The sequence below is a fragment of the Psychromonas sp. L1A2 genome (assembly GCF_009828855.1).
Lineage (GTDB): Bacteria > Pseudomonadota > Gammaproteobacteria > Enterobacterales > Psychromonadaceae > Psychromonas.
This window is the reverse complement of sequence record NZ_WUAG01000001.1, coordinates 1912367-1933943: the sequence shown is the minus strand read 5'-3', so window position 1 is coordinate 1933943 and position 21577 is coordinate 1912367. Positions and strand designations below refer to the sequence as shown.

Annotated in this window: 18 protein-coding genes and 1 other annotated feature; of the genes, 14 read left to right on the top strand and 4 right to left on the bottom strand. The window is 33.9% G+C overall.

Going from position 1 to position 21577, the window contains the following annotated elements; all coding sequences use genetic code 11:
- Positions 1 to 8 precede the first annotated feature (8 nt).
- Together hisG and GQR59_RS08260 are read right to left on the bottom strand one after the other, a co-directional pair.
- Positions 9 to 905, bottom strand: a complete 897-nt coding sequence (gene hisG, locus GQR59_RS08265; protein WP_160061532.1) for an ATP phosphoribosyltransferase — start codon at positions 903 to 905, stop codon at positions 9 to 11.
- 22 nt (positions 906 to 927) lie between these two features.
- Positions 928 to 1046, bottom strand: a sequence feature (His leader region).
- A gap of 449 nt (positions 1047 to 1495) precedes the next feature.
- On the bottom strand, positions 1496 to 1666 hold the full coding sequence (locus tag GQR59_RS08260) for a DUF2986 domain-containing protein (RefSeq protein WP_160061530.1): 171 nt from the start codon (positions 1664 to 1666) through the stop codon (positions 1496 to 1498).
- A gap of 430 nt (positions 1667 to 2096) precedes the next feature.
- Between GQR59_RS08260 and GQR59_RS08255 the strand changes: the two genes are divergently transcribed.
- Positions 2097 to 2342, top strand: a complete 246-nt coding sequence (locus tag GQR59_RS08255) for a hypothetical protein (RefSeq protein ID WP_160061528.1) — start codon at positions 2097 to 2099, stop codon at positions 2340 to 2342.
- Here GQR59_RS08255 and GQR59_RS08250 read toward each other — a convergent pair.
- Entirely contained in the window at positions 2335 to 2736 is a 402-nt protein-coding gene (locus GQR59_RS08250; protein WP_160061526.1) for a nitrous oxide-stimulated promoter family protein, read from the bottom strand. The two genes, GQR59_RS08255 and GQR59_RS08250, sit on opposite strands and share 8 nt — an antisense overlap.
- Positions 2737 to 2983: 247 nt before the next feature.
- Between GQR59_RS08250 and GQR59_RS08245 the strand changes: the two genes are divergently transcribed.
- From GQR59_RS08245 to GQR59_RS08220, 6 genes are all read left to right on the top strand, one after another.
- The gene (locus GQR59_RS08245) at positions 2984 to 4906 is read left to right on the top strand and encodes an ATP-dependent DNA helicase (protein ID WP_160061524.1); all 1923 of its coding nucleotides are present in this window, start codon (positions 2984 to 2986) and stop codon (positions 4904 to 4906) included.
- Positions 4907 to 5004: 98 nt separating this feature from the next.
- Positions 5005 to 5724: a tRNA (adenosine(37)-N6)-threonylcarbamoyltransferase complex dimerization subunit type 1 TsaB gene (tsaB, locus tag GQR59_RS08240; RefSeq protein ID WP_160061522.1), complete on the top strand. Its 720-nt coding sequence runs from the start codon at positions 5005 to 5007 to the stop codon at positions 5722 to 5724.
- A 53-nt stretch (positions 5725 to 5777) separates the two neighbouring features.
- Positions 5778 to 6080 carry a hypothetical protein gene (locus tag GQR59_RS08235; RefSeq protein ID WP_160061520.1) on the top strand — a complete coding sequence of 101 codons (303 nt, stop codon included), beginning with the start codon at positions 5778 to 5780 and terminating at the stop codon, positions 6078 to 6080.
- 60 nt (positions 6081 to 6140) lie between these two features.
- A complete protein-coding gene (locus tag GQR59_RS08230; RefSeq protein ID WP_236546692.1) occupies positions 6141 to 6947 on the top strand; it encodes a hypothetical protein in 807 nt (268 codons plus the stop codon).
- 638 nt (positions 6948 to 7585) lie between these two features.
- Positions 7586 to 8596, top strand: coding sequence for a quinone-dependent dihydroorotate dehydrogenase (gene pyrD, locus GQR59_RS08225; protein WP_160061518.1), 1011 nt, complete (start codon positions 7586 to 7588; stop codon positions 8594 to 8596).
- Between the two features lie 153 nt (positions 8597 to 8749).
- The gene (locus tag GQR59_RS08220; protein ID WP_160061516.1) at positions 8750 to 9304 is read left to right on the top strand and encodes a cell division protein ZapC domain-containing protein; all 555 of its coding nucleotides are present in this window, start codon (positions 8750 to 8752) and stop codon (positions 9302 to 9304) included.
- 392 nt (positions 9305 to 9696) lie between these two features.
- Here the strand turns inward: GQR59_RS08220 and GQR59_RS08215 are convergent, their stop codons facing one another.
- Positions 9697 to 9978 carry a peptidylprolyl isomerase gene (locus GQR59_RS08215; RefSeq protein ID WP_160061514.1) on the bottom strand — a complete coding sequence of 94 codons (282 nt, stop codon included), beginning with the start codon at positions 9976 to 9978 and terminating at the stop codon, positions 9697 to 9699.
- A gap of 161 nt (positions 9979 to 10139) precedes the next feature.
- Between GQR59_RS08215 and htpX the strand changes: the two genes are divergently transcribed.
- From htpX to GQR59_RS18625, 7 genes are all read left to right on the top strand, one after another.
- Positions 10140 to 11015 (top strand): protease HtpX, encoded by an 876-nt coding sequence (htpX, locus tag GQR59_RS08210; protein ID WP_160062508.1) that lies wholly within the window; start codon positions 10140 to 10142, stop codon positions 11013 to 11015.
- Between the two features lie 125 nt (positions 11016 to 11140).
- A complete protein-coding gene (locus GQR59_RS08205) occupies positions 11141 to 12118 on the top strand; it encodes an ABC transporter substrate-binding protein (protein ID WP_160061512.1) in 978 nt (325 codons plus the stop codon).
- A complete protein-coding gene (locus GQR59_RS08200; RefSeq protein WP_160061510.1) occupies positions 12111 to 14585 on the top strand; it encodes a bifunctional diguanylate cyclase/phosphodiesterase in 2475 nt (824 codons plus the stop codon). The genes GQR59_RS08205 and GQR59_RS08200 overlap by 8 nt, the downstream gene beginning before the upstream one ends.
- A 7-nt stretch (positions 14586 to 14592) precedes the next feature.
- A complete protein-coding gene (locus tag GQR59_RS08195; protein ID WP_160061508.1) occupies positions 14593 to 16311 on the top strand; it encodes an autotransporter assembly complex protein TamA in 1719 nt (572 codons plus the stop codon).
- Positions 16308 to 20240, top strand: coding sequence for a translocation/assembly module TamB domain-containing protein (locus GQR59_RS08190; RefSeq protein WP_160061506.1), 3933 nt, complete (start codon positions 16308 to 16310; stop codon positions 20238 to 20240). The genes GQR59_RS08195 and GQR59_RS08190 overlap by 4 nt, the downstream gene beginning before the upstream one ends.
- A 168-nt stretch (positions 20241 to 20408) precedes the next feature.
- Complete coding sequence (locus GQR59_RS18630) at positions 20409 to 20834, top strand: helix-turn-helix domain-containing protein (protein ID WP_236546691.1); 426 nt, start codon at positions 20409 to 20411, stop codon at positions 20832 to 20834.
- Positions 20776 to 21381, top strand: coding sequence for an IS30 family transposase (locus GQR59_RS18625; protein WP_236546690.1), 606 nt, complete (start codon positions 20776 to 20778; stop codon positions 21379 to 21381). Before GQR59_RS18630 ends, GQR59_RS18625 begins: the two co-directional genes overlap by 59 nt.
- The last annotated feature ends 196 nt before the right edge of the window (positions 21382 to 21577 follow it).

Below are 21577 nucleotides of genomic sequence, written 5' to 3'. Positions count from 1 at the left end.
GATCTGGACTACTCCATCATTTTTTCAATTGGTAAAACCAGAATTGAACTTGCACCTAATGCTTTTAATTGTTCCATTGTTTCCCAGAACAGATTTTCTTTACTAACTACATGTAGTGCAACATGGTCATCGCTACCCGCTAAATCCATCACTGTCGGTAAATCAGACCCCGGTAATAGGTTAGTGATTGCAGCTAGGTTTGCTTTTGGTGCATTAAGCATGATGTATTTTGATTCTTTAGCCGTTTGAACACCGTCGATTCGCGTTAAAATGCGGTCAACTAAAGCTTGTTTGTCACCTGTTAATGGTTCGTCACGTTGCATTAATACAGCTGTAGAGCGGTAAATAACTTCCACTTCTTTCAATCCATTTGCTTCTAATGTCGCACCTGTTGACACTAAATCACAAATCGCATCAGCTAAACCAGCACGTGGAGCAACTTCAACTGATCCCGTTAACATACAAGATGTGTAAGGTACTTTAGCTTCAGCCATAAAACGCTTAAGGATATGTACGTATGTTGTTGCAATACGTAGGTTTGCTAGAGATTGTACGCCTTGGTAATCAAAGTCGTTATCAACGGCTAGTGAGAAACGACATTCACCAAATGCTAATTCTTTTACGACTTTATGCGCAGTAGGTTCGTTCGCTACTTTACGCATCATGTTTTCTTCTTCTAATACGTTTTGACCAATAAAACCAAGGTCAACAACACCGTCCATTACTAGACCTGGAATATCGTCATCGCGCACGCGAAGGATATCAATTGGCATATTTTCACTGTGCGCAATTAAACGTTGTGTATTAAGGTTTACCTTAACGCCACAGGCTTTTAGTAGTTTAACTGTATCGTCACTTAAACGACCTTTTTTCTGAATTGCGATTCTTAAACGTTGTTCTGGCATTCTTATTTTCCTTGCATTTAAAACTAAAAAACCCTCGGGAGATTTACTTCCGAGGGTTTATATTTGGGTAACCACTGGAAGCACATAAAAACTCTTCCAAGAAACATCCTGAAAGATTAAGTAATATGATGATGGTAATGTGCTTTCAGGCTTATCTTCTTCATGGTAAATAATACTCTATAATTTAATTGCGTTAAGAATATCAATCTAAACTTTAAATGTGAACTGTTTTTTGTATATATATAAGATGTTTTTAGCATAGATAAATAAGTAGAAAAAAGTGTTCACAATTTTATTTAATTATTTCGTGATTTTTTAATAGGGTATTTTACAAAAACACCTAAATATTATTCACTTCAGTTGATATAGAGAGATTCGTTTACAACAGATTCATATTTTGTGTCGTTTTTTCATTTGCAATAATAGCTATCACTTTATAATACAAGTTCAAATATTTTCTTTTGATTATTATTCATAGAACTTGTTGAAGTATTTACAGTGTTAAATTCATCTAATATCAACTGTTATATCTATAAAATCTAGTAAATAGAAAATTTAATCTAAAGTCCCAAAAAAAAATTTTAGCTTTATTATTTATTTACTATAATTGATTCGTTTAATAATTCTTGTTGCTTTTCTTCAGCTATTTTGGCTCTTTCTGCTTTTGAAATATATTTTTCTTTTGTCCCAGGTGCTACTTTTGCATTTATCTTTTTCAAACGTTTTTGCAAGATACTATTTATTTTCTTTTTACGATTCATGTGAAGCCCTTATTTATATAAGGCGTATTGTAAAGATTAAAGTCATAAATTCAAAGTTGAATTTAGTAAGGTCTGAATTTTTTTATCAACGAATATTATTCGTCCTACAACACAATGAAATAACTTTATACTCATCATCAATCAAGATGCATACATCAGCAAGTCGAAGGATAAACAGATTCTAGGTATAATGATAAATATCTACGGGTTAAATCAAGATGTTATAACAACAAAAGTAATTACCTCAATACTTGCTCTTCGGATCGTCAGCTCAAAACCAATATGCGAGCCATTGTCATCATTTTAAGCATTGTGTTGGTGTCCGAGTTAGCGACTGAATAATGTATTTTGATTGGTAACGGGTATATAATTAAAAGATTAACAATCTGCCATATTACGTTCGTATACTTTAATTTAAAAGGAACTATTTATGAGCCAACACTTAATTAATGACTTTATTCATCGAACTTATTTATTCAAACCTTTTGATAAAAAATTAATAACGGGCAAAACTGTTAAATATCAAAAATCGAATCGTCATAACCATAGTTCACCTGAAGATATTGAAGAAAGTATACATAATTTAAAGCCCATTAAGTCAGTAAGAAACGACGAATCACAAAAAGGTAAATCACAAACAGTACAGCAGGTAAAGCATGTGGATATTACTATTTAATATTTTTACGTTTTTGTTGATTTGATAATCCTACCGGTATTTTATTAGGAAATTTTTTCCTTCCTTTCATTAAATGAATAATTGTTAAAATAGGATGTTTAAAAAGCATCTTAGGGCCTGCATATTTCATAATCACTTTAGTTTGCTCCCTATAAATAGGCTTATAACAATGAATTGGACAATCCTTACAAGCAGGTTTGTCTTGACCGTAAACACATCGATCTAGTTTTTTCTCTGCATGGGAGATTAAAGACTGGCAACCTGTACAGTTCAGATCTTGGTGATGTGTTTGACAATATATCCCAGTCATTAATGTAATTGTTTTTAATTCTGTTGCTAATTTTCCAGAGAGTAAATTTGATTTGTTTTGCAATAATTGGTGTCTGGTATTCATGTTTATGCCTCTCTTTTGGATAACTCTGTAATTATAGAGAACTAACTCATGTCCAGTTTCTATTAATTAACGTAGAATATTAATTATTTATAGCATTTCAATTTTTCATCGATTCTGATGTGGCGCAAATAAAATGATCATTTATTCATATTGCAAATAATTAATATGAGATAAATCTTCAATTTGTGGCAGTAATGAATCAAGCGTTTTATTAAAATGTAATTACCTAACTTAAGAGTTTATTAACTTGATTGCTTCATTCTTTTCCTCAACAGGTGCACTCGCAGAACTCATTCCTCACTTCAGAGGACGAGAAGCACAGGTCAAAATGGCAGAATCCGTTGACTTAGCCATTAAAAAAAAATCATCATTAGTGGTTGAAGCAGAGACCGGGACAGGTAAAACTTTTGCTTATTTGGCTCCAGCGTTGTTAAATTTAGATAAAAGCTTGGGCCAAAAGTTAATTATATCGACAGGAAGTAAAGCACTCCAAGAACAACTTTACTTAAAAGACTTACCTTTATTACTTAAAGCAACAAATTTTACTGGGCTTTGTACGTTATTAAAGGGACGTAGTAATTACCTATGTACTGAACGTTTAAATCGTTACATGTTAGAAACCCGATTTAAACAACCTAATTTACATACTGAATTAGTCACCATTAAAGACTGGTCAGTGAGTACTGCAACAGGTGATATAGCAGAAGTAGATAATTTACCTGAAGATGCTTTGATCATTCCTTCTATTACCAGTACTAACGATAATTGCTTAGGTCGAGAATGTCCTAGTTATGAAGATTGCTTTGTCGTGAAAGCAAGAAATAAAGCCATGGATGCGGATGTTATTGTTATTAATCACCATTTATTTTTTGCCGATCTTGCCGTTAAAGAAACTGGTTTTGGTAAGTTAATTCCAGAGGCTGATACTTATGTATTTGATGAAGCACATCAATTACCCGATATCGCCAGCCAATATTTTGGTGAAGTTTTTTCAAGTAAACAATTAACCGAGTTAGCTAAAGAAATCGATTTTGTGTATCGAACGGAACTAAAAGAAGCTAAACAAATGGCAAAAGCAGCAGAACAACTTAGAGCCGCATCATTAGATTTCAGACTAGCATTTGCGATGGAAAAAGGGTCGGGAAGCTGGCGAGATAAAAGTAAAGATCGTGCGATGCAAATGCATGTAACCCGTCTAAGACAAGTACTGACATTCCTAAAACAAGTAGTAACAGAGCGCCTAGGTAAGAGTGAAGTATTAGATCATGCTTTTGAGAAAATTAACCAATACAGCTTATTATTTGAAAGATTAAATAATGTCCAGGAAAGTGGCTTTAGTTATTGGTACGAATGTACAAAACAACACTTTTCATTGAATATTACCCCATTGAGTGTCGCAACGCGCTTTCAAACTGAATGTCAGAAAAAACAAGCAAGTTGGATATTTACCTCTGCTACTTTATCAGTGAAAGGGGAGTTTAAACATTTTACGCAGCTATTAGGCTTAACTAACTCAGATTGTTTACAACTCAATAGTCCATTTGATTATGCTAAACAAAGCTTATTTGTTGTTCCAAGGTTATTACCTGAACCTGGCACTCCTGGGTTAGCCATTAAATTAGTAGAAGCATTAACCCCAGTAATAAAAGCCAGTAAAGGGCGCTGTTTCTTTCTTTGCACTAGTCATTCAATGATGAATCAACTTGCACAAGCGTTTAGAGAATCATTAACGTTACCTGTTCTTTTACAGGGAGAAAAAAGTAAACAAGCTCTACTTGATGAGTTCATCAGTCACGGTAATGCACTTTTAGTTGCAACAGGTAGCTTTTGGGAAGGTGTTGATGTTAGAGGACAAACCTTGTCCTGTGTCATTATTGATAAAATTCCTTTTACCTCTCCTGAAGAGCCGTTATTAAAAGCACGCATGGAGGATGCTGAGTTAAAAGGAGGTGATCCCTTTTTTGATGTGCAATTACCGCAAGCTGTTATTACGCTTAAACAAGGGGTTGGTCGTTTAATTCGTGCGGAGCAAGATAAAGGCGTACTAATCGTCTGTGATACAAGATTAGTCAGCCGTAAATATGGCAATCTGTTTCTGAATAGTTTACCTTGCATGCCTCGTACACGAGACCTCAATAAAGCCATCGATTTTCTGACTTTAATTGATTAATCAGATCGAATAAAATATTCAGTAAGCATTAATGAAAACACCCAATGACGGTAAATATCATTAATAAAAACTTATAACTCTCATTAAATAGGCGATTTATGTCATCTTCATTAAATATTCTGTGCATTGATTCTTCAACAGAAGCTTGCTCAGTTGCGTTATTAACAAAAGACGCGACTACTTATCAACGTTTTATGTTCGCTCCAAGAGAACATACACAGAAAATCTTACCAACCGTTGATGAGGTCGTTAAAGAAGCTAAGTTAACCTTGGCAGATATTGATGTGATTGCATACGGGCAAGGCCCTGGTAGCTTTACTGGTGTGCGTATAGGAATCAGTATTGCGCAAGGGTTAGCATTTGGTTTAGAAAAAAAGATGGTGGGAATTTCGACTTTACAAGCAATGGCACAACAAGCATTACACAGTGATAAAGACTGTAACAGTGTTTATGCTGCTATCGATGCACGAATGGGAGAAGTTTACTTTGCACATTATATTAATGAAAATGGTGTCATGGTTTTACAGGATAAAGAAGTTGTCATAAAGCCTGAAGAATTAATAGATCAGCAACAAAATAACGGCATTATCATCCAACAAAGTAGTCAACTAGTTGGTACTGGTTGGGCTGCGTACCCTGAATTAATAGCTTTTTATCAAACATGTTCTGTATCTGATATTCTTTATCCAAGTGCCGAATTTATGCTTAATTCAGCATCATTATTAATTGAAAACGATAAAGCAGTAGAGCCTGAATTAGCGATACCTGTTTATTTACGTGACACAGTGACATGGAAAAAGCTTCCAGGAAGAGAATAATTGTCTATAATAAAGACATAATTAATATGTGATTAGGAAAAAACAACTTACAAATGGCCATTTATAATAATATATCGATGACAAATATCCCCATTAATACGGGTAATGTGTCACAGGTTAAAAAGAATGATAATGCGCCACACGTTAGCGAAGTTTCCCCTGTCACGAAAAAAGCGGATAGCACTGAATTTTCTTTAGTGCTTTCATCGCAACAAGAAGAGTCTATAAATGATACGTTAGGTTATGATCAGCCTTCTGCAAAAGGACGCGGAGCACTAGACGCTTATCAACAAGTTGCAACACAAGAAAGGCGTGATCAATTAATTGAAAGTATGAGTTTTCATTTCGTCGTTTAAAATGAACCTTTCAACCTCCTAGACGTCTATTCACTTCATTTGGATGATTCAGGTTTCGCTATGTCACGTATTATTTTTTCAACACTTTCAATAACAACTCTATTATTTTCCCTTCTTTTTAATCATGTTTCTGCGCAGAATTACCCGATTAACCTATCAGATAAACAAACTAATACACTCGCTACTCTTATTTGGCAGAACGAAGGGGCAGGTAAAACTGAATTTCTTACGGTATGGAATAAGAAGGAAGACTTTCCATCATTGGGAATAGGGCATTTTATCTGGTATCCAACGTCAAAAAAAGGCCCTTATATTGAACAATTTCCTCAGTTATTAAACTATCTGATAGAGAATAATATTGACGTTCCACAATGGTTAATAGAAACACAGATTGCTCCATGGAAAAGCAGAGAAATGTTTTATGACGCGTTTGAAAGTGCTCAATTAAAACAGCTAAGAGCACTGCTTCATTCAACTGTTGGTTTACAAGCTAGATTTATTATTAAACGCTTAGAGCGTGGTATACCTGCCATTTTAAAATCCAGTAATGACATTCAAAAAATCAAGATCAACAAAAACTTAAGATTGTTAACGTCAACACCTGAAGGCATCTTTGTATTGTTAGATTATGTTAATTTTAAAGGTGAAGGTATTGCAACTAATGAGCAATATCAGGGTTATGGTTGGGGATTAAAGCAAGTGTTATTAGCGATGCCTGAGCAATCAAATAATGTACTATTAAGTTTTGCTTTAGCCGCTGATGAAATGCTTACTAGACGTGTTAAAAATGCACCAAGAGATGAAATTCAATGGTTAAAAGGGTGGAGAGTTCGTATCCATAAATATCCTTCATTAATTATTGAATAAGAAATTATAAATGCTAAGTACTCAATAGCTAAATAATGAATACACATATAGCAATATAAATAGTCTGTGAACTGGTCAACTGAATTCAGTCGCCCTAGTTAGGTTAATAAATTTTTTAAATCCATGATTTATTTAATTAACCTTATTAACCTTAATTTTTATAGTTCTATTTTAAGAATTTAATACTAATTCTTGAAATATCGCCTTTATTTAACCTATTCAACCTAAGTTCTAGATAAGCAAAGCGATACAACATCGCTATTTTAGCGGGTTTCTGCGTTAAATTATCTCTCAATAACCCGTTATTGCTTCAATAATTCGTCTTGAACTACGCAAAATTAACGGCACTGTATAAGCTGTAATATAACCTTATGAATTTAATTGTAATTCCGCTTTCATTAGCCAAAATAGAGGTTATTTAAATTCTCTTCCTACATCAATCATAATCTGATTAATCAGTTTATAGCGCTAGTCCATTTATCTCGCTTATTTATTACTCTCTATTGTGATGATAATGACAGATAATGATATACTTGGTTTTTTAAGCTTTTGTTATTATTACAGTATTGATTTTTACGCTTTTTCTATACAATAGCGTAAAATTCATTCGGCAATGCCCATTTAAATAAGGTCTTATTATGTTATATCGAATTATGCGTAGTTTTTTATTCAAAATGAATCCAGAAAAAGCGCACGATCTTTCAATCAAGCAGTTGAAATTAACTCACGGTACCGTGTTAGACCTTTTTTACCGTCAAAAAGTACAGCAACGTCCAGTACAGGTGATGGGATTAACTTTTCCTAATTCATTGGGGTTAGCGGCAGGCTTAGATAAGAATGCTGAATGTATTGACGCTTTTGGTGCGATGGGCTTTGGACATATCGAAGTTGGTACCGTAACACCTGTTGGACAACCTGGTAACCCTTCACCACGTATATTTCGTGTATTAGAAGGCGAAGGGATCATTAATAGAATGGGATTCAATAATGATGGTGTTGATAATCTCATTGAAAATGTAAAAAGTAGTAATTTCAAAGGCGTGATTGGTATTAATATTGGTAAAAACATCAATACACCTGTTGAACAAGGTAAAGAAGATTACATCATTTGTATGGAAAAGGTTTACCCTCACGCAGGTTATATAGCCGTCAACATTTCATCGCCAAATACACCTGGATTACGTTCTTTACAGTATGGCGAAGCACTAGATGATTTATTATCTTCATTAAAAGAACGCCAACAAGCACTTGCTAAAAAACACGATAAATATGTTCCTATTGCTTTAAAAGTGGCTCCAGATTTAAGTGATGAAGAAATTGAGTCAATTGCTCAATCTTTACTAAAATATAAAATAGATGGATTAATCGCAACTAATACAACACTTGATCGTGAAATAATTAAAGGCATGTCTCATGCTTCCGAGGCAGGTGGTTTAAGTGGCCGTCCTGTACAGAGTAAAAGCACTGCAGTTATCGCTAAATTTTCACAACATTTGAAAGGTGAAATACCAATTATTGGTGTCGGTGGTATCGATAGTGTGATTGCTGCTAAAGAAAAAATTGCAGCGGGTGCTAGCCTAGTACAAATATACTCTGGTTTTATCTACCAAGGGCCGCCATTAGTAAAAAATATTGTAAATCATATTTAAAATCGACTAACTCGCAACTATTGTAAATAGATGCACGTAAACATAACTAGATTCATGGAAAAATATAACAATATAGTGATTTAAAAAACAATAGTACACAGACAAAACAGTAAAACTGTACACAAATAAAATGATTTTAAACGGGGAAAAGTGATGGATTTTATTCCAAAAGCACAATGGCAATGGGTCTTTGATCATCAACAAGGTAAGTTATCTGTTGTGGGTCTCGAACGCACTATTCCTATCGTATATGAATCAAATATGTTGCGTTTATGTGAGAGTCAAACACTCTCCTTTACTGTTGAAGACGTTACTCGTTATATTGAATTATTTGAAAGTGAATCATTAAGCCATTTCGAAGAGTTTTTACGTTGTAAAATAATATTACACCTCTTAGCAATCGACATTTTTCATAAACCAATTATGCCTAAAAGTTGGTTATTTCAAGCATCAGAAGAGCCTAAAGAGCAATTTGATAATGGCGAATTAGCTATGTTGATAACGACAGGTGACCTTGAGTCTGCAAAATATATGGTGTTAGAGCAACAAGATAACTTTTGTTTATGTATGTTATTTGATGAAAGCCATCTATTTCCAAATAATAAAACCTTTAAACAGTTTCAAATCATCAAAGTAACAGTAGATAAATTGACTCCATGTTTACAGCCTCAACCACAAGAATGGATATCTTTTCAAAATGCAGGGTAACACTAGAACCTCAACTTTCGATAAGTAATTCGATACTGTTTGGTTATTTATAAGTGATATTTATAAGTGATATTGATATCTAAAAGAACTTAAGTTGTAATTGTATCCATTATATTAAATATATGACCTAAATTTTGTATAGGAGAAATGGTTTAGTCTAGAGTATAAGTGGAGGACTTTCGAAGATTAACTTCCTTAATCGTCTGTTGGGTAATTAATCTAAAGATGTTAATACTTAAATGGTGACTCCCTTAACAAAACCTACAACGAAGAATTAATCCGTTTAACAAGTACAATAGAACAGTTAATGAATAGGATTAGTATTACTGTAATTTCTATTTTTAACATAAAAAAACCGCTCTTTGAGCGGTTTTTTAGTTTACGACAAAAAATTAATCGTTACGTTTAGTTACTTCTAGTAAATGATAACCAAATTGAGTTTTTACTGGGCCTTGTACTTCACCAATTGGCGCAGAAAATACGACTTTATCGAACTCAGGAACCATCATTCCTGGACCAAATTCACCTAAATCTCCACCTTGTGCACCAGAAGGGCATGAAGAGTGTTGTTTAGCAACTGATGCAAAATCAGTTCCTGATTCTATGTCGCTTTTTAATGTTAGACATTGTTCTTCTGAACTTACTAAAATGTGACGTGCTTGAGCTAAAGCCATGATAATTCCTTAAATAATAAAAGTCAGGGGATTGTAACGGTAGATTCTCAAGGGTGCAAATTAGACTTATTGAACTGGTAAATTTTATTGATTATTTACTTGCATCTTTACAATAAAGTCATATTATGTCGAAATATTATTATTTATTAGTTGAGGTTTATATGAAACGTATTGCATTATTTCTATTAACTAACCTAGCTGTTGTATTAGTGTTAGGCATTGTCTTAAGTATTGTTTTTTCTGTCACAGGAATGGACTCTAGAAGCATTGGTGGTTTATTAATACTAGCCACTGTTTTTGGTTTTGGTGGTTCATTTATTTCTTTAGCAATATCTAAATGGATGGCGAAAAGAAGTACAGGTGCAGTTGTTATAACGACCCCAAGTAACGCAACTGAACGCTGGTTATTAGAAACAGTTAAAAAACAAGCCGATAAAGTCGGTATAAACATGCCAGAAGTTGCAATTTATCAAGCTCAAGATATGAATGCCTTTGCAACGGGTATGAAAAAGAACAGTGCGCTGGTTGCAGTGAGTACAGGTTTACTTGAACAAATGACACAAGATGAAGCTGAAGCCGTTTTAGCTCATGAAGTTAGCCATATTGCGAATGGTGACATGGTGACACTTGCACTTATACAAGGCGTTGTTAATACATTTGTGATCTTCTTAGCACGTGTTATTGGTGGGTTTATTGATAATGCTATGCGTGGTAATAACGATAATGATTCCGGTCGAGGTTTTTCGTATTTTATTATCGTTTTTGCTTTAGAAATGGTGTTCGGTATTTTAGCGAGTACGATTGTTATGTATTACTCAAGAAAACGTGAGTTTAGTGCCGATTCAGGATCTGCTTCATTGGTCGGTAAAGCGAAAATGATTGCAGCACTGAAACGCCTTCAAATGACATCTGAACCTAAACTTGAAGGGAGCTTGATGGCATTTGGTATTTCGGGGAAAAAGAAAAGTAGCTTATTTATGTCGCATCCACCATTAGAGGATCGTATTAAAGCCTTACAAAATAGCCAAATGATGTAAATTTAAGTCATTTAACTCTCAATAACTCAAAAAATAGCATGTATATTCCTACATGCTATTTTTTTATCTGCTTAACTCTGTAAAATCAATTAACCTCTTATTAACATCTGTATTGCTAGCTAGTTATGAATCTTTGTATTAATAAATTCCTTAAAACGATAACTGCAGTCTCTCTTTTTTTATCTGTAATGAGCTGTACTCCATATCAAAAACCTTTAACTATAGGTGCAGCCCCTTGGCCTAATTTTGAATTTGCTTTTTTAGCGAATGAATTAGGCTATTTAAATAAAGATAACTATTCATTATTAGAGCTCACTTCATCAACAAGTGTTATTCAAGCTTTTCAAACAGCTAAACTAGATGTTGCATTTCTATCATTAGATGAAGTTTTGACGTTAGTGGCGCTAGGAATCGATTTAAAAATAATATCAGTAATCGATCGTTCAAAAGGTGGTGATGCATTAATGGCAAAACCTGAAATTAAGACACTAGAAGACTTAAAGTGGCATTCAATTGGCTATGAAAATAAAGCTTCAGGTGCATTGTTACTTGATGAAGTGTTTACGTTAACGGACTTAAATAATCAAACAGTACAACTGCATGAAGTAAAACAAAATGAAGTAAAAGATGCTTACTTGAAAGGGAATATTGATGCTTTAATTGTTAGAGAGCCTGTAAAACAGCAATTATTAGCATTAGGTGCGCGCGAGTTAATTAACTCAACTGCATTAGGCCTACCTATTATTAATGTATTAGTTGTACGTGGTGATTTATATCTAGAAAAAGAACAACAAATAGCCCATTTTTTAAGGTCATATTACCGAGCCCATCGTTTCTATGAAAAAAATACAGCGGAAGCATTAACCAGTATGTCAGTTCGCTTACAGCTTTATCCCTATTTTCTTGAAAAAGCGATATTAAATTCACAATTTATTAACCCTAAGCAAGCATTGATGCGCTTATCTGGTTCTCCTTCTAATATAGAATTGCAAGCAGAGCAATTAAGCATTCTAATGAGTGAAAAGCGTATGCTGGGTCAAATTCAAACAGACCTATCAAGTCTCATCTCAACACGCATTTTAGAACGGGCTATTTATGAATAAATTACGTCAAACTTCATTAATTGTCCTTTTACCTTCAGTATTGTTTATCGTTTTTATTATATTACAAGGCAGTGTGTTTTTACTCGATTATGACAAAAAACAACACCAACTTTATATTGAATCAGAGCAAGATATAAAGGGCCTAGCAGGGCAGTTACAAACTTCATTATCAAATTCTTTAATGCGTTTAGAGAAAGCAAGAGCTCAAGACTTCGTTTCAACAGCAGCTTTAAATGAAAATGTAAAAACCGTTGCAGTTGTTGATAATAACCAGCAAGTTGTTTTAAGTAATAATTTTCGTGAAAAATATATGTTTGCCAAATTACAGTTAGAAAGATATGAAGGGCAATTATTAGATCGTGTGATTAATCAAAATGAAATCGTCGTTAAATATTTTAAAGACAGTAAAGAGTTAGTTGTCTATGCACCTTTACAAATGATTTCTAAAGGTAACAGTCTCAACCGCAAATTTAATGGTGTTATTTTCATTCGCTATTCTTTAACGAGTGCTTATAGTGAACTGATGCATGATAGTTTATTCATGTTAATTAACTTTTCATTAATTCTTTTAGTTACCATGGCTTTATTTGTTTACTTCATTAACCGTTCATTAGTTTTACCCTTAAAACGCCTCGCTCAGTCAGTTAATATTACCGATATTACTAATCAACCTAAAATACAGCAATCAGGATTAGGTGAGGTTGGTTTATTACAGCGAGCCTTTGCTAACTTAATCTCTGATGTTTCAAATAATATTAATCAACTAGCAGCAAGTGAAGAGCGTTGGTTATATGCCATTAATGCGGCAAGAGATGGAGTATGGGATTGGGATGTTGCAGCGGGTCAAGTTTATTATTCTAATCAATGGAAAGAAATGTTGGGTTACCAACAAGAAAGTATCAGTAATGACATACTGGAATGGGAAAGCCGAATCCACCTTGATGATGTGTTCCAAGTTACAGACGCTCTAGGCTCGCATTTTTCTGGGCGAACTTCTTTTTTTGAAAGTACCCATAGAATTAAATGTAATAACGAAGAATATCTATGGGTATTGAGCCGTGGACAAACGGTATCTTGGGATACGGAAGGAAATCCATTACGTGTCATAGGAACAGTTACAGATGTTTCCTCCTATAAAAAATCGCATGAACAAGCCAAGACTGAGGCACAACTAGACAAAATCACAGAACTACCTAACCAAGTCCAGCTGGTCTCTTATATTTCCAAAGAAATAATTAGGTTACAAAATAAAAAGCTACAAGGTGCGTTAATCACACTTGATTGTGAGCAGTTTAAATTGGCCGGTCAATATCAAAGTGATGAACTTTTGTATTTAATTGCACGCAGATTAGAAAGAAATAAACTCAGCCCAGATTTTGTTTGCCATAAACAAGATGCTGTATTTGTTATTGTTTTACCTGATCTTCATGTATGTCAAGAACAGACAGCAGAGCTTGCATTAACATTTACTAAAAAATTAGATGTAGCATTAACGGCACCATTTGAAATCCATAATAAGGAACTAACATTAAGTTTTGTTTTTGGTATTACTTTGTTTCCAGTAGAAGACATTCAACCAGATGAGTTATTAGAACAATCGTCGAAAGCAATGAAAACTGAAAATAGTCAGTTTGGTAATATAAGTTTTTATTCTAAAAATATAGGAGAAAAACTACATTTAAAACATAGTTTACGAACGAAGATACAAAAAGGTCTTGAAAATGAAGAGTTTTCTTTATTCTTTCAACAGCGAGTTGATACTGACGGTCATTTAGTTGGTGTTGAAGCATTATGTCATTGGCAACATGGACAACAAGGTTGGATTGATTCAACTGATTTTTTACCTGTTGCTGAAGAGTCAGGTTTAATTATCCCTTTAGGAGATTGGGTCATTAGACATGCTTTCTTAGAACTACAAGGATGGATTAAGCAAGGTTTACCAACATATTTTAAAACTTTATCAATGAACGTAAGTCCAAAACAGTTATTGCAACAAGAGTTTATCGCTTCATTAGAAAAATATTTATTAGAAACGGGTATTGATGCAAACTTAATTGAATTAGAAATTACTGAAACGGTTTTAGTTTCACACACAGAATTAGTCATTAATAAATTAAACGAACTACGTAAACTTGGGTTTAAATTTGCGATTGATGACTTTGGTACAGGATATTCATCATTTTCGTACCTCAGTGTATTACCTGTTTCGACATTGAAAATTGATCAGTCTTTTATTATTAATTTATTACAACAGGAAAACCAACAAGTTATTGTGAGTGCCATTATTAATATGGGGAAATCTCTAAACTTAGATATAGTTGCTGAAGGCATTGAAAATGTAGATGAACTTGATTTCTTAATTAATAAAGGGTGCAATCAGTTTCAGGGGGCTTTTATTGGAGAACCTTTATCAGCCTACGATTTTCAACATATTCTTTTAAATGAAACCGTCAAACCAAAAAGTTAGAGAGTTAATGAATAAACTTTATAGAATTTGTATTTGCTGTGTACTAACATGTGCCTCCTTTAGTGTTACTGCTGCCATTAGCTATGCTATAAAAGGCACAGATAATGAAAAAGCTATCGCCAACTTAAACGTTTATCTAAGTGGTCTTTCTGCACCTGATAATGCAGATAATGAGAATTATTTAAATGAAGTCATTATTACTGGTAAAGAAAGCTTAGTTGCTTTAGGTTTTTATCAAGCAAAAATAACAACCTCTATTAGTGGTGAAGAGAGTAAACAAGTTGTAACGCTAGATGTCGATTTAGGTCCGAGAACAACCATCATAAAGGTTGATTTGAAGCTAACAGGTGAAGCGTTAGATGATCGTAATTTCCAAGCCTTGTTACTTGATTTCCCATTAAAAGAGGGGCAATTTTTAGATCATGGAGAATACGAATCAGCTAAAAGTCGTTTCAAAAGCTTAGCGCAACGTTATGGATATTTTGATTCCGTTTATACAAAGTCTTCCGTTGAAGTGACACAAAAAGACAATACTGCCATCATTCATTTATGGTTTGACAGTGGTATCCGTTATCAATTTGGTGAACTTATATTCGATATAGATACCCCTGCAGAAAAATTTATCCGTTCATTGATTAACTTTAAAGTAAATGACCCATTCGATACTTCAACATTAAATGCGTTTAATCAAAGTTTAAATCAAACAGGTTATTTTAAGAGCATTACGATTTTACCTAATATGGAAAAACAACAAGGTCGATTAATTCCATTACATGTTATTACTTACATGCGTCCTGAAGATTCATTTAACACCGGTTTAGGATTTAGTACTGATGAAGGTATCCGCGGTAAATTTCGTTGGTTTAGACCATGGGTAAATCAATATGGCCACTCAATAGATGCAAATATAATTGCATCAGTTCCAAAACAAGAAGCTTCAATTACCTATAAAATTCCGATTGAAGATCCAATCAATAACTATTTTTCTATTCAAGGTGGTTATAAGATGCTTGACCAAAACGATACGGATACAGACCAATATGTTCTAAGCTTCAATCGACATTGGTTATTAGATAATAATTGGTTACGCACTATTTATATTCGCTACGATAAAGAATCGGGAGTTCAAGGACAACAAGTATTCTCTACAGCTTTAATACTGCCGGGCATTAGCTTTAGTAGAACTCGAAGTCGAGGAGGTATCAATGTGGATTGGGGTGATAAACAGTTAGCCTATGTTGAATTTGCTAATGAGAGCTTATTTTCAACAGATGATGTTGTTAAAGTTTATGCCCAAGCTAAAATTATTCGTACTTACAATGAACACCAGTTTGTTGCATCGGCAGAAGCTGGGGCAATCTTTGCTGACTCTATTACTAATGTCCCTTCTTCTATGCGTTTTTTCACTGGCGGAGACCAAAGCATTCGAGGTTATGACTTTGAAGAAGTCGCTCCAAGAGATTCTTTAAATGATTTAATTGGTGGTAAATATTTAGCAACAACCAGTTTGGAATATCGTTATCCTATTACACAAAATTGGAAGTTTGCTGTCTTTTCGGATGTTGGTACAGCAACCGATGATTTTTCTGAAGAATTATCAATGAGTACAGGAGCTGGTGTGGTGTGGGCTTCACCTGTCGGACCAATACGTTTTTATGTTGCAAAACCACTAACGGATACCGATGACTCTTATAAAATTCACTTAATGATTGGGCCCGAATTATGAGGTTTTTTGTATCACTCGCTAAGTTTACAAAGCGTTTATTATTTGTTCTTTTTGTCCTTGTCGTATTAGTTATTTGGCTGACGAATACCCATACAGGTAATTCACTTATTATCAGTGTATTAGAAAAAATTGAACCACGTTTAAATATTAGTTTAACTGAGGGTAGCCTATTTTATTCGCCTATCTATGAAAGTATTCGTTGGCAAGATGGTGATACTTTAATTGAGCTTAATAATGTGAGTTATCAGTTTGACTGGGGTTGTATAGTAGAAGAATTCTGCCTTGATTCTCTAATCGTCAACAATGCGAACATTCATATTCCTCAAAGTGAAGAACCAGCAGCAGAGGAAGAAAGTGAACCTTTTATATTAGAATTTCCACTGCCGGTACATATCAGACACCTTGATATTAATAACACTCATATCAATGTTGCTGGTATTGATATTGATTTAAAAAAATTATTACTTTCTGCTGACGGAGAAGGCAATGATTTAACCTTAAATACGAGTATAAGTGGATTGACGGTTGTATTAGCTGATGCTGAAGCTCAACCTGCGCAGGTACAAAAAACAACGCCTAAACATAACAACCAGAGCACTTCTTTCCCTGCAATTCTAACGGATCAAACCTTACCTGAAGTTGTATTGCCATTTAATCTTATTGCAAATAAATTAAATATTAATAATTTTAAACTAATCCAAAATAAAGAAAATATTAGTGTTATTAATGACTTAAAAAGTAAGTTTACCTTTATTGGTTCAGAAGTGAAAATTGATAACTTTGAATTAGATATACCTGAAGCCAATGTAGATATAAAAGGCTATATTGATTTAAGCAAACGCTACCCAATGGATATCGAAGTCGTTGTTAACGTAAAAGAAGTTAAAGAGTTAGAGCCTAGTACTTTATTAAAAGGTCAAAAAATAAAATTAATGAGTAAAGGTGACTTAGCTGACTTGCATTCAGAAATAACATTAAGTCAGTTAATTAATGCCAAAATTAATAATAAAATTGATCTCTATAGTGAGAATTTACCACATCAACTAACTATTCAATGGGACAAATTTACATGGCCTTTAACGGGTACTGAACAAGTAAGTACGAGTAAAGGTAACGTATCTAGTCGTGGGGATCTTAATAATTATACGTTAGATGTTCAAACTCATTATGCATTACCCGATCTACCTGATGGAGATATAAGTATTCAAGGGCAGGGGGATCTTCAGTCTTTGGCATTAAAAAAATTATTAATCAATACACTGCAAGGTAAAATACTATTAACAGGAAAACTTAATTGGGTAAACAATATTACTTGGTTGGGCGATTTAAATATCAATAATATAGACTTCAAAGAACTTAGTGACACTTACCCTGCAACACTTAATGGACACATTAAACAATCAGTTACAGTCCCATTAAGTGATAATAATAAACCAGCATGGGCATTTAGTTTCCCTATTATTGACTTAAAAGGCTCTTTTTTAGATAAGCCATTGATTGTTAATGGTTCAGTTAATGGAGATGAAAAATCTGGGTTTAATGTCAACAACCTCAACATCATTAATGGTAAAAATATTATTGAAGTTAACGGAAAAGTTGCAGACAAAAATGATCTTGTTTTAGATTTAAATATTCAAGATTTAAGTAAAATTGTTGTTGAAACGACTGGTAAAATTATCGGCAAAGTAACGCTAGCTGGCAGTTTAGAAAAGATGCAAGTTAATACTAGTTTAGAGGCCTCTAATATTAGTTACCTGGAAAGCAGTGTTGAACGCTTAAGTTTAACTGGAAAAGCAACTATTGCTGATATTCCTTTTGCAGATTTAAATGTTGATGCTAAAAATATAATCGCCAATAAACAAAAAATTGAATCTCTATCCGTCTCTATCAATCCAGAAGATGTATCAACTAAGAAAGTTGAACATAACGTAAACATTTCATTAAAAAGTGATCTAGCCAGTAGTGATTTAGATATATTATTTACCCAAGAATTAAAGAATTGGCAAGCAAAACTCAATAAAGGCTTAATAAAAACTACACAGGGATTACTTGTTTTAGAAAAACCTTTCACTGTAACAATGGAAAAAGAAACAATCAATTTAACGGAACATTGTTGGTCTGTGACTAACGATAATAATGCCAAGAATGGTCAACTTTGTATTAATAAATTCAGTGCTGGTGATAATGGTAATATTAACATTAATGTTAATGACTTTTTAATTGCCTCGTTATCACCATTTATTCCCAAAACACTTTCACTAGAAGGCGCTTTGGATGCTGATATTAAAATGGCATGGACGAAAAACCAGAAGCCAAGTATTGATCTCACAGTAGATGGCAAAGATATTGCTCTTAATATAATGGCAGATGAGAATGCTCAAAAACCGATAAATTATCCAGTTGAAGCGTTCCATATTGAAATGCAAACAGATCAACAAAAAGCTAATTTTGCTTTAAAAGCCATATCTGATGGTTTATTAAATACGAATTTAAAAGGGCAGATAAAGCCCTATAAAACGACACCAGAAATTGAGGCTAATCTAGATTTATCATTACCAAATTTTGATGCGTTTTCTGTTCTTATTCCTCAAATAGATAAATTAGCAGGTTATCTCAAAGCAGATATTAATATTAGTGGGCGACTTGATAAACCCTCTGTTAAAGGACAAGTAGTCATTGCAGATGTTTCAATGAAGGCACCTAGTTCACCAGTCCAAGTTTCTGATTTGAATACTAAAATTAGTATCGATAATAACACTGCAACCGTTAATGGTTTTTTCTTTACTAATAGTAAAAAAGAATCGAAGAAAAAGCGTAAGTCATTTGTAGATAAATTGATATCATTTAAAGACACCGCGATTAGTACTGTAAGTATCCCACAACGAATGGCGAATCTAGTAAACGATACGAAGAAAGATGTCGATACGGATGGACGTGTTGATATCACTGGTATGATCGATTGGGCAAATGAGCTTAAAGCGACGATTCAGCTACAAGCAGATCAAATGCGGATTGAAGATTATGGGAAAATAGAACTTTATGTTAGCCCAAATATAGACATAATTTATGATCAACATATCAGTGTTGAAGGTATTATAAAAGTCGATAAAGGTAATATTACCGTTAAAGAATTACCTGTCGGTGCAGTAAATGTATCAAAAGATATTATCGTAGTAGATGCTGAACAACAAACTGATAGTGCTGATTTACCAATTAAGATGAATGTTAAAGTATCTTTAGGTGACAGTTTACGTATAAAAGCTATCGGTTTAGATTCATACATCCATGGTGATTTATTAGTAAGAAAAGAATTAATAAAAGAACTAACAGTAAATGGTGAATTGACGTTTTCTGAGGGAAGCTACCGTGCTTTATCGCAACAATTAGTATTGCAAAATAGTCGAATTATTTTCCAGGGCCAAGCAGACGCTCCTTACTTGAATATTGAAGCTATACGTGATCCAACTAACATTGAAGATAATGTAACGGCTGGTGTACGTGTAACCGGTACTCCGGATCAAATACAATTAACCATATTTTCTGATCCTGCTATGTCACAACAAAATGCTCTTTCATATATAACCCGTGGGCATTCAATTGCTAATGACTCTGGTGATGGTAATACGAGTCAACTTGCCGCTATTTTAATTGACTTAGGAGCAGGGCAGACTGATGGTGTTATAAATGATATTGGTGATAAAGTAGGAATTAAAGATTTGTCATTAGCTTCAAATGGTCAAGGTAGTGAGCAATCTGTAGGTATTAAAGGAACAATAGCACCCGGTGTTGAAGTAAGTTATGGCGTTGGTGTTTTTGATTCATTTACTATTTTTGCTATTCGCTATGAATTGTTTAAAAAATTCTACATAGAAGCATCAAGCGGATTATACCAAGCAGTTGATGCTTACTATGAATGGGATTGGGACTAGTAGTTTCTTTATTTTCTGCCTCATAAAAGTAATTCAATTTCCTTTTATGAGGTTTTTTATCTCTATTACTTACTTGGATTCAGATCATAAGTGCATAACTTGAATTGGTAGAAAAGACGATCAGCTGAATATATGCTTATCGCTTTTTCTCCGGCAAGAGATGCAACAATGAAAACATATAAACAACTGACCTATGCGCAACGATGCCAGATTTACGCACTAAAGAAAATAGGCATGAGTCAAAATAAAATAGCTAAACAATTGAATGTGAATCAATCGACGCTTAGTAGAGAGTTTGCTCGCAATACAGGCAAGCGAGGTTACCGTATTAATCAAGCTCAACAAGCAACAATTAAACGCCGTATTGATGCCCGTAAAGCAATAAAAATGACATCTATTCTGATTGCATTAATAAATATAAAGCTAGATGATAAATGGAGCCCTGAACAAATTTCAGGATGGCTTAAGAAAGAGCGTGGCATCAGTATTAGCTATGAAACTATTTACCAACATATTTACTCCGATAAGCGGAATGGTGGTCAATTATTCCAACATCTACGCCGAAAAGGCAAGGCTTACCCAAGCGCGCAATAAAGATAAGCAAGCTGGTCGAGGTTTTATCAATAACCGCGTCAGTATCGATGAGCGACCTAGTATCGTTGACACACGTAGCCGAGTTGGTGATTGGGAAATAGATTTAGTCATTGGTAAAGGACACAGCGGCGCATTGGTGACTATTGTTGAGCGTAAAATGCGTTTTACTGTATCGATACGTATTGATGATAAATCAGCAAAGACTGTCACTGCGGCCACTCTTGCATTATTAAAACCATTTGAAGATGCAGTATTAACCATTACCGCTGATAACAGTAAAGAGTTCGCTTATCACAAAGAGTTAACCAAAAATTTAAAGTGTGCAGTTTATTTTGCAGATCCATACTGTTCATGGCAACGCGGTTTGAATGAAAATACAAATGGTTTATTAAGACAATATTGGCCCAAATCTATCGACTTTAAAAAAGTATCGAATTGGGCAGTAAAAGATGTAATAGTGAAACTCAATGAAAGACCAAGAAAGAAATTAGATTACAATACGCCAGCCAAATTAATGGCTGAACATATGGCAGCTGTAGCTGCTTAGTCGTTATGCACTTCAGACTTGAATCTGCCATATTAATTAGTGTAGCCATTACATATTACAAAAAATGGGTCTAAAAGCAGCTAAATCCTGATTTTTTGAAACAATAATCATTATTTAGTGGACTAGATACGGTCTTGGTCCTTCTTTAACCATATGTGCCAAAAGCGACTTACATAAAACCTATTCTAATTACTCA

Bases quoted from the DNA above. Each gene is read 5' to 3' on its own strand.
- GQR59_RS08215 (WP_160061514.1), bottom strand. From the start codon at position 9,978: ATGGCTTTAGCTCAAGCACGTCACATTTTAGTAAGTTCAGAAGAACAA.
- GQR59_RS08195 (WP_160061508.1), top strand. From the start codon at position 14,593: ATGAATAAACTTTATAGAATTTGTATTTGCTGTGTACTAACATGTGCC.
- GQR59_RS08235 (WP_160061520.1), top strand. From the start codon at position 5,778: ATGGCCATTTATAATAATATATCGATGACAAATATCCCCATTAATACG.
- tsaB (WP_160061522.1), top strand. From the start codon at position 5,005: ATGTCATCTTCATTAAATATTCTGTGCATTGATTCTTCAACAGAAGCT.
- htpX (WP_160062508.1), top strand. From the start codon at position 10,140: ATGAAACGTATTGCATTATTTCTATTAACTAACCTAGCTGTTGTATTA.
- GQR59_RS08250 (WP_160061526.1), bottom strand. From the start codon at position 2,736: ATGAATACCAGACACCAATTATTGCAAAACAAATCAAATTTACTCTCT.
- GQR59_RS08255 (WP_160061528.1), top strand. From the start codon at position 2,097: ATGAGCCAACACTTAATTAATGACTTTATTCATCGAACTTATTTATTC.
- GQR59_RS08230 (WP_236546692.1), top strand. From the start codon at position 6,141: ATGTCACGTATTATTTTTTCAACACTTTCAATAACAACTCTATTATTT.
- GQR59_RS08205 (WP_160061512.1), top strand. From the start codon at position 11,141: ATGAATCTTTGTATTAATAAATTCCTTAAAACGATAACTGCAGTCTCT.
- GQR59_RS08220 (WP_160061516.1), top strand. From the start codon at position 8,750: ATGGATTTTATTCCAAAAGCACAATGGCAATGGGTCTTTGATCATCAA.
- pyrD (WP_160061518.1), top strand. From the start codon at position 7,586: ATGTTATATCGAATTATGCGTAGTTTTTTATTCAAAATGAATCCAGAA.
- hisG (WP_160061532.1), bottom strand. From the start codon at position 905: ATGCCAGAACAACGTTTAAGAATCGCAATTCAGAAAAAAGGTCGTTTA.
- GQR59_RS08190 (WP_160061506.1), top strand. From the start codon at position 16,308: ATGAGGTTTTTTGTATCACTCGCTAAGTTTACAAAGCGTTTATTATTT.
- GQR59_RS08200 (WP_160061510.1), top strand. From the start codon at position 12,111: ATGAATAAATTACGTCAAACTTCATTAATTGTCCTTTTACCTTCAGTA.
- GQR59_RS08260 (WP_160061530.1), bottom strand. From the start codon at position 1,666: ATGAATCGTAAAAAGAAAATAAATAGTATCTTGCAAAAACGTTTGAAA.
- GQR59_RS18630 (WP_236546691.1), top strand. From the start codon at position 20,409: ATGAAAACATATAAACAACTGACCTATGCGCAACGATGCCAGATTTAC.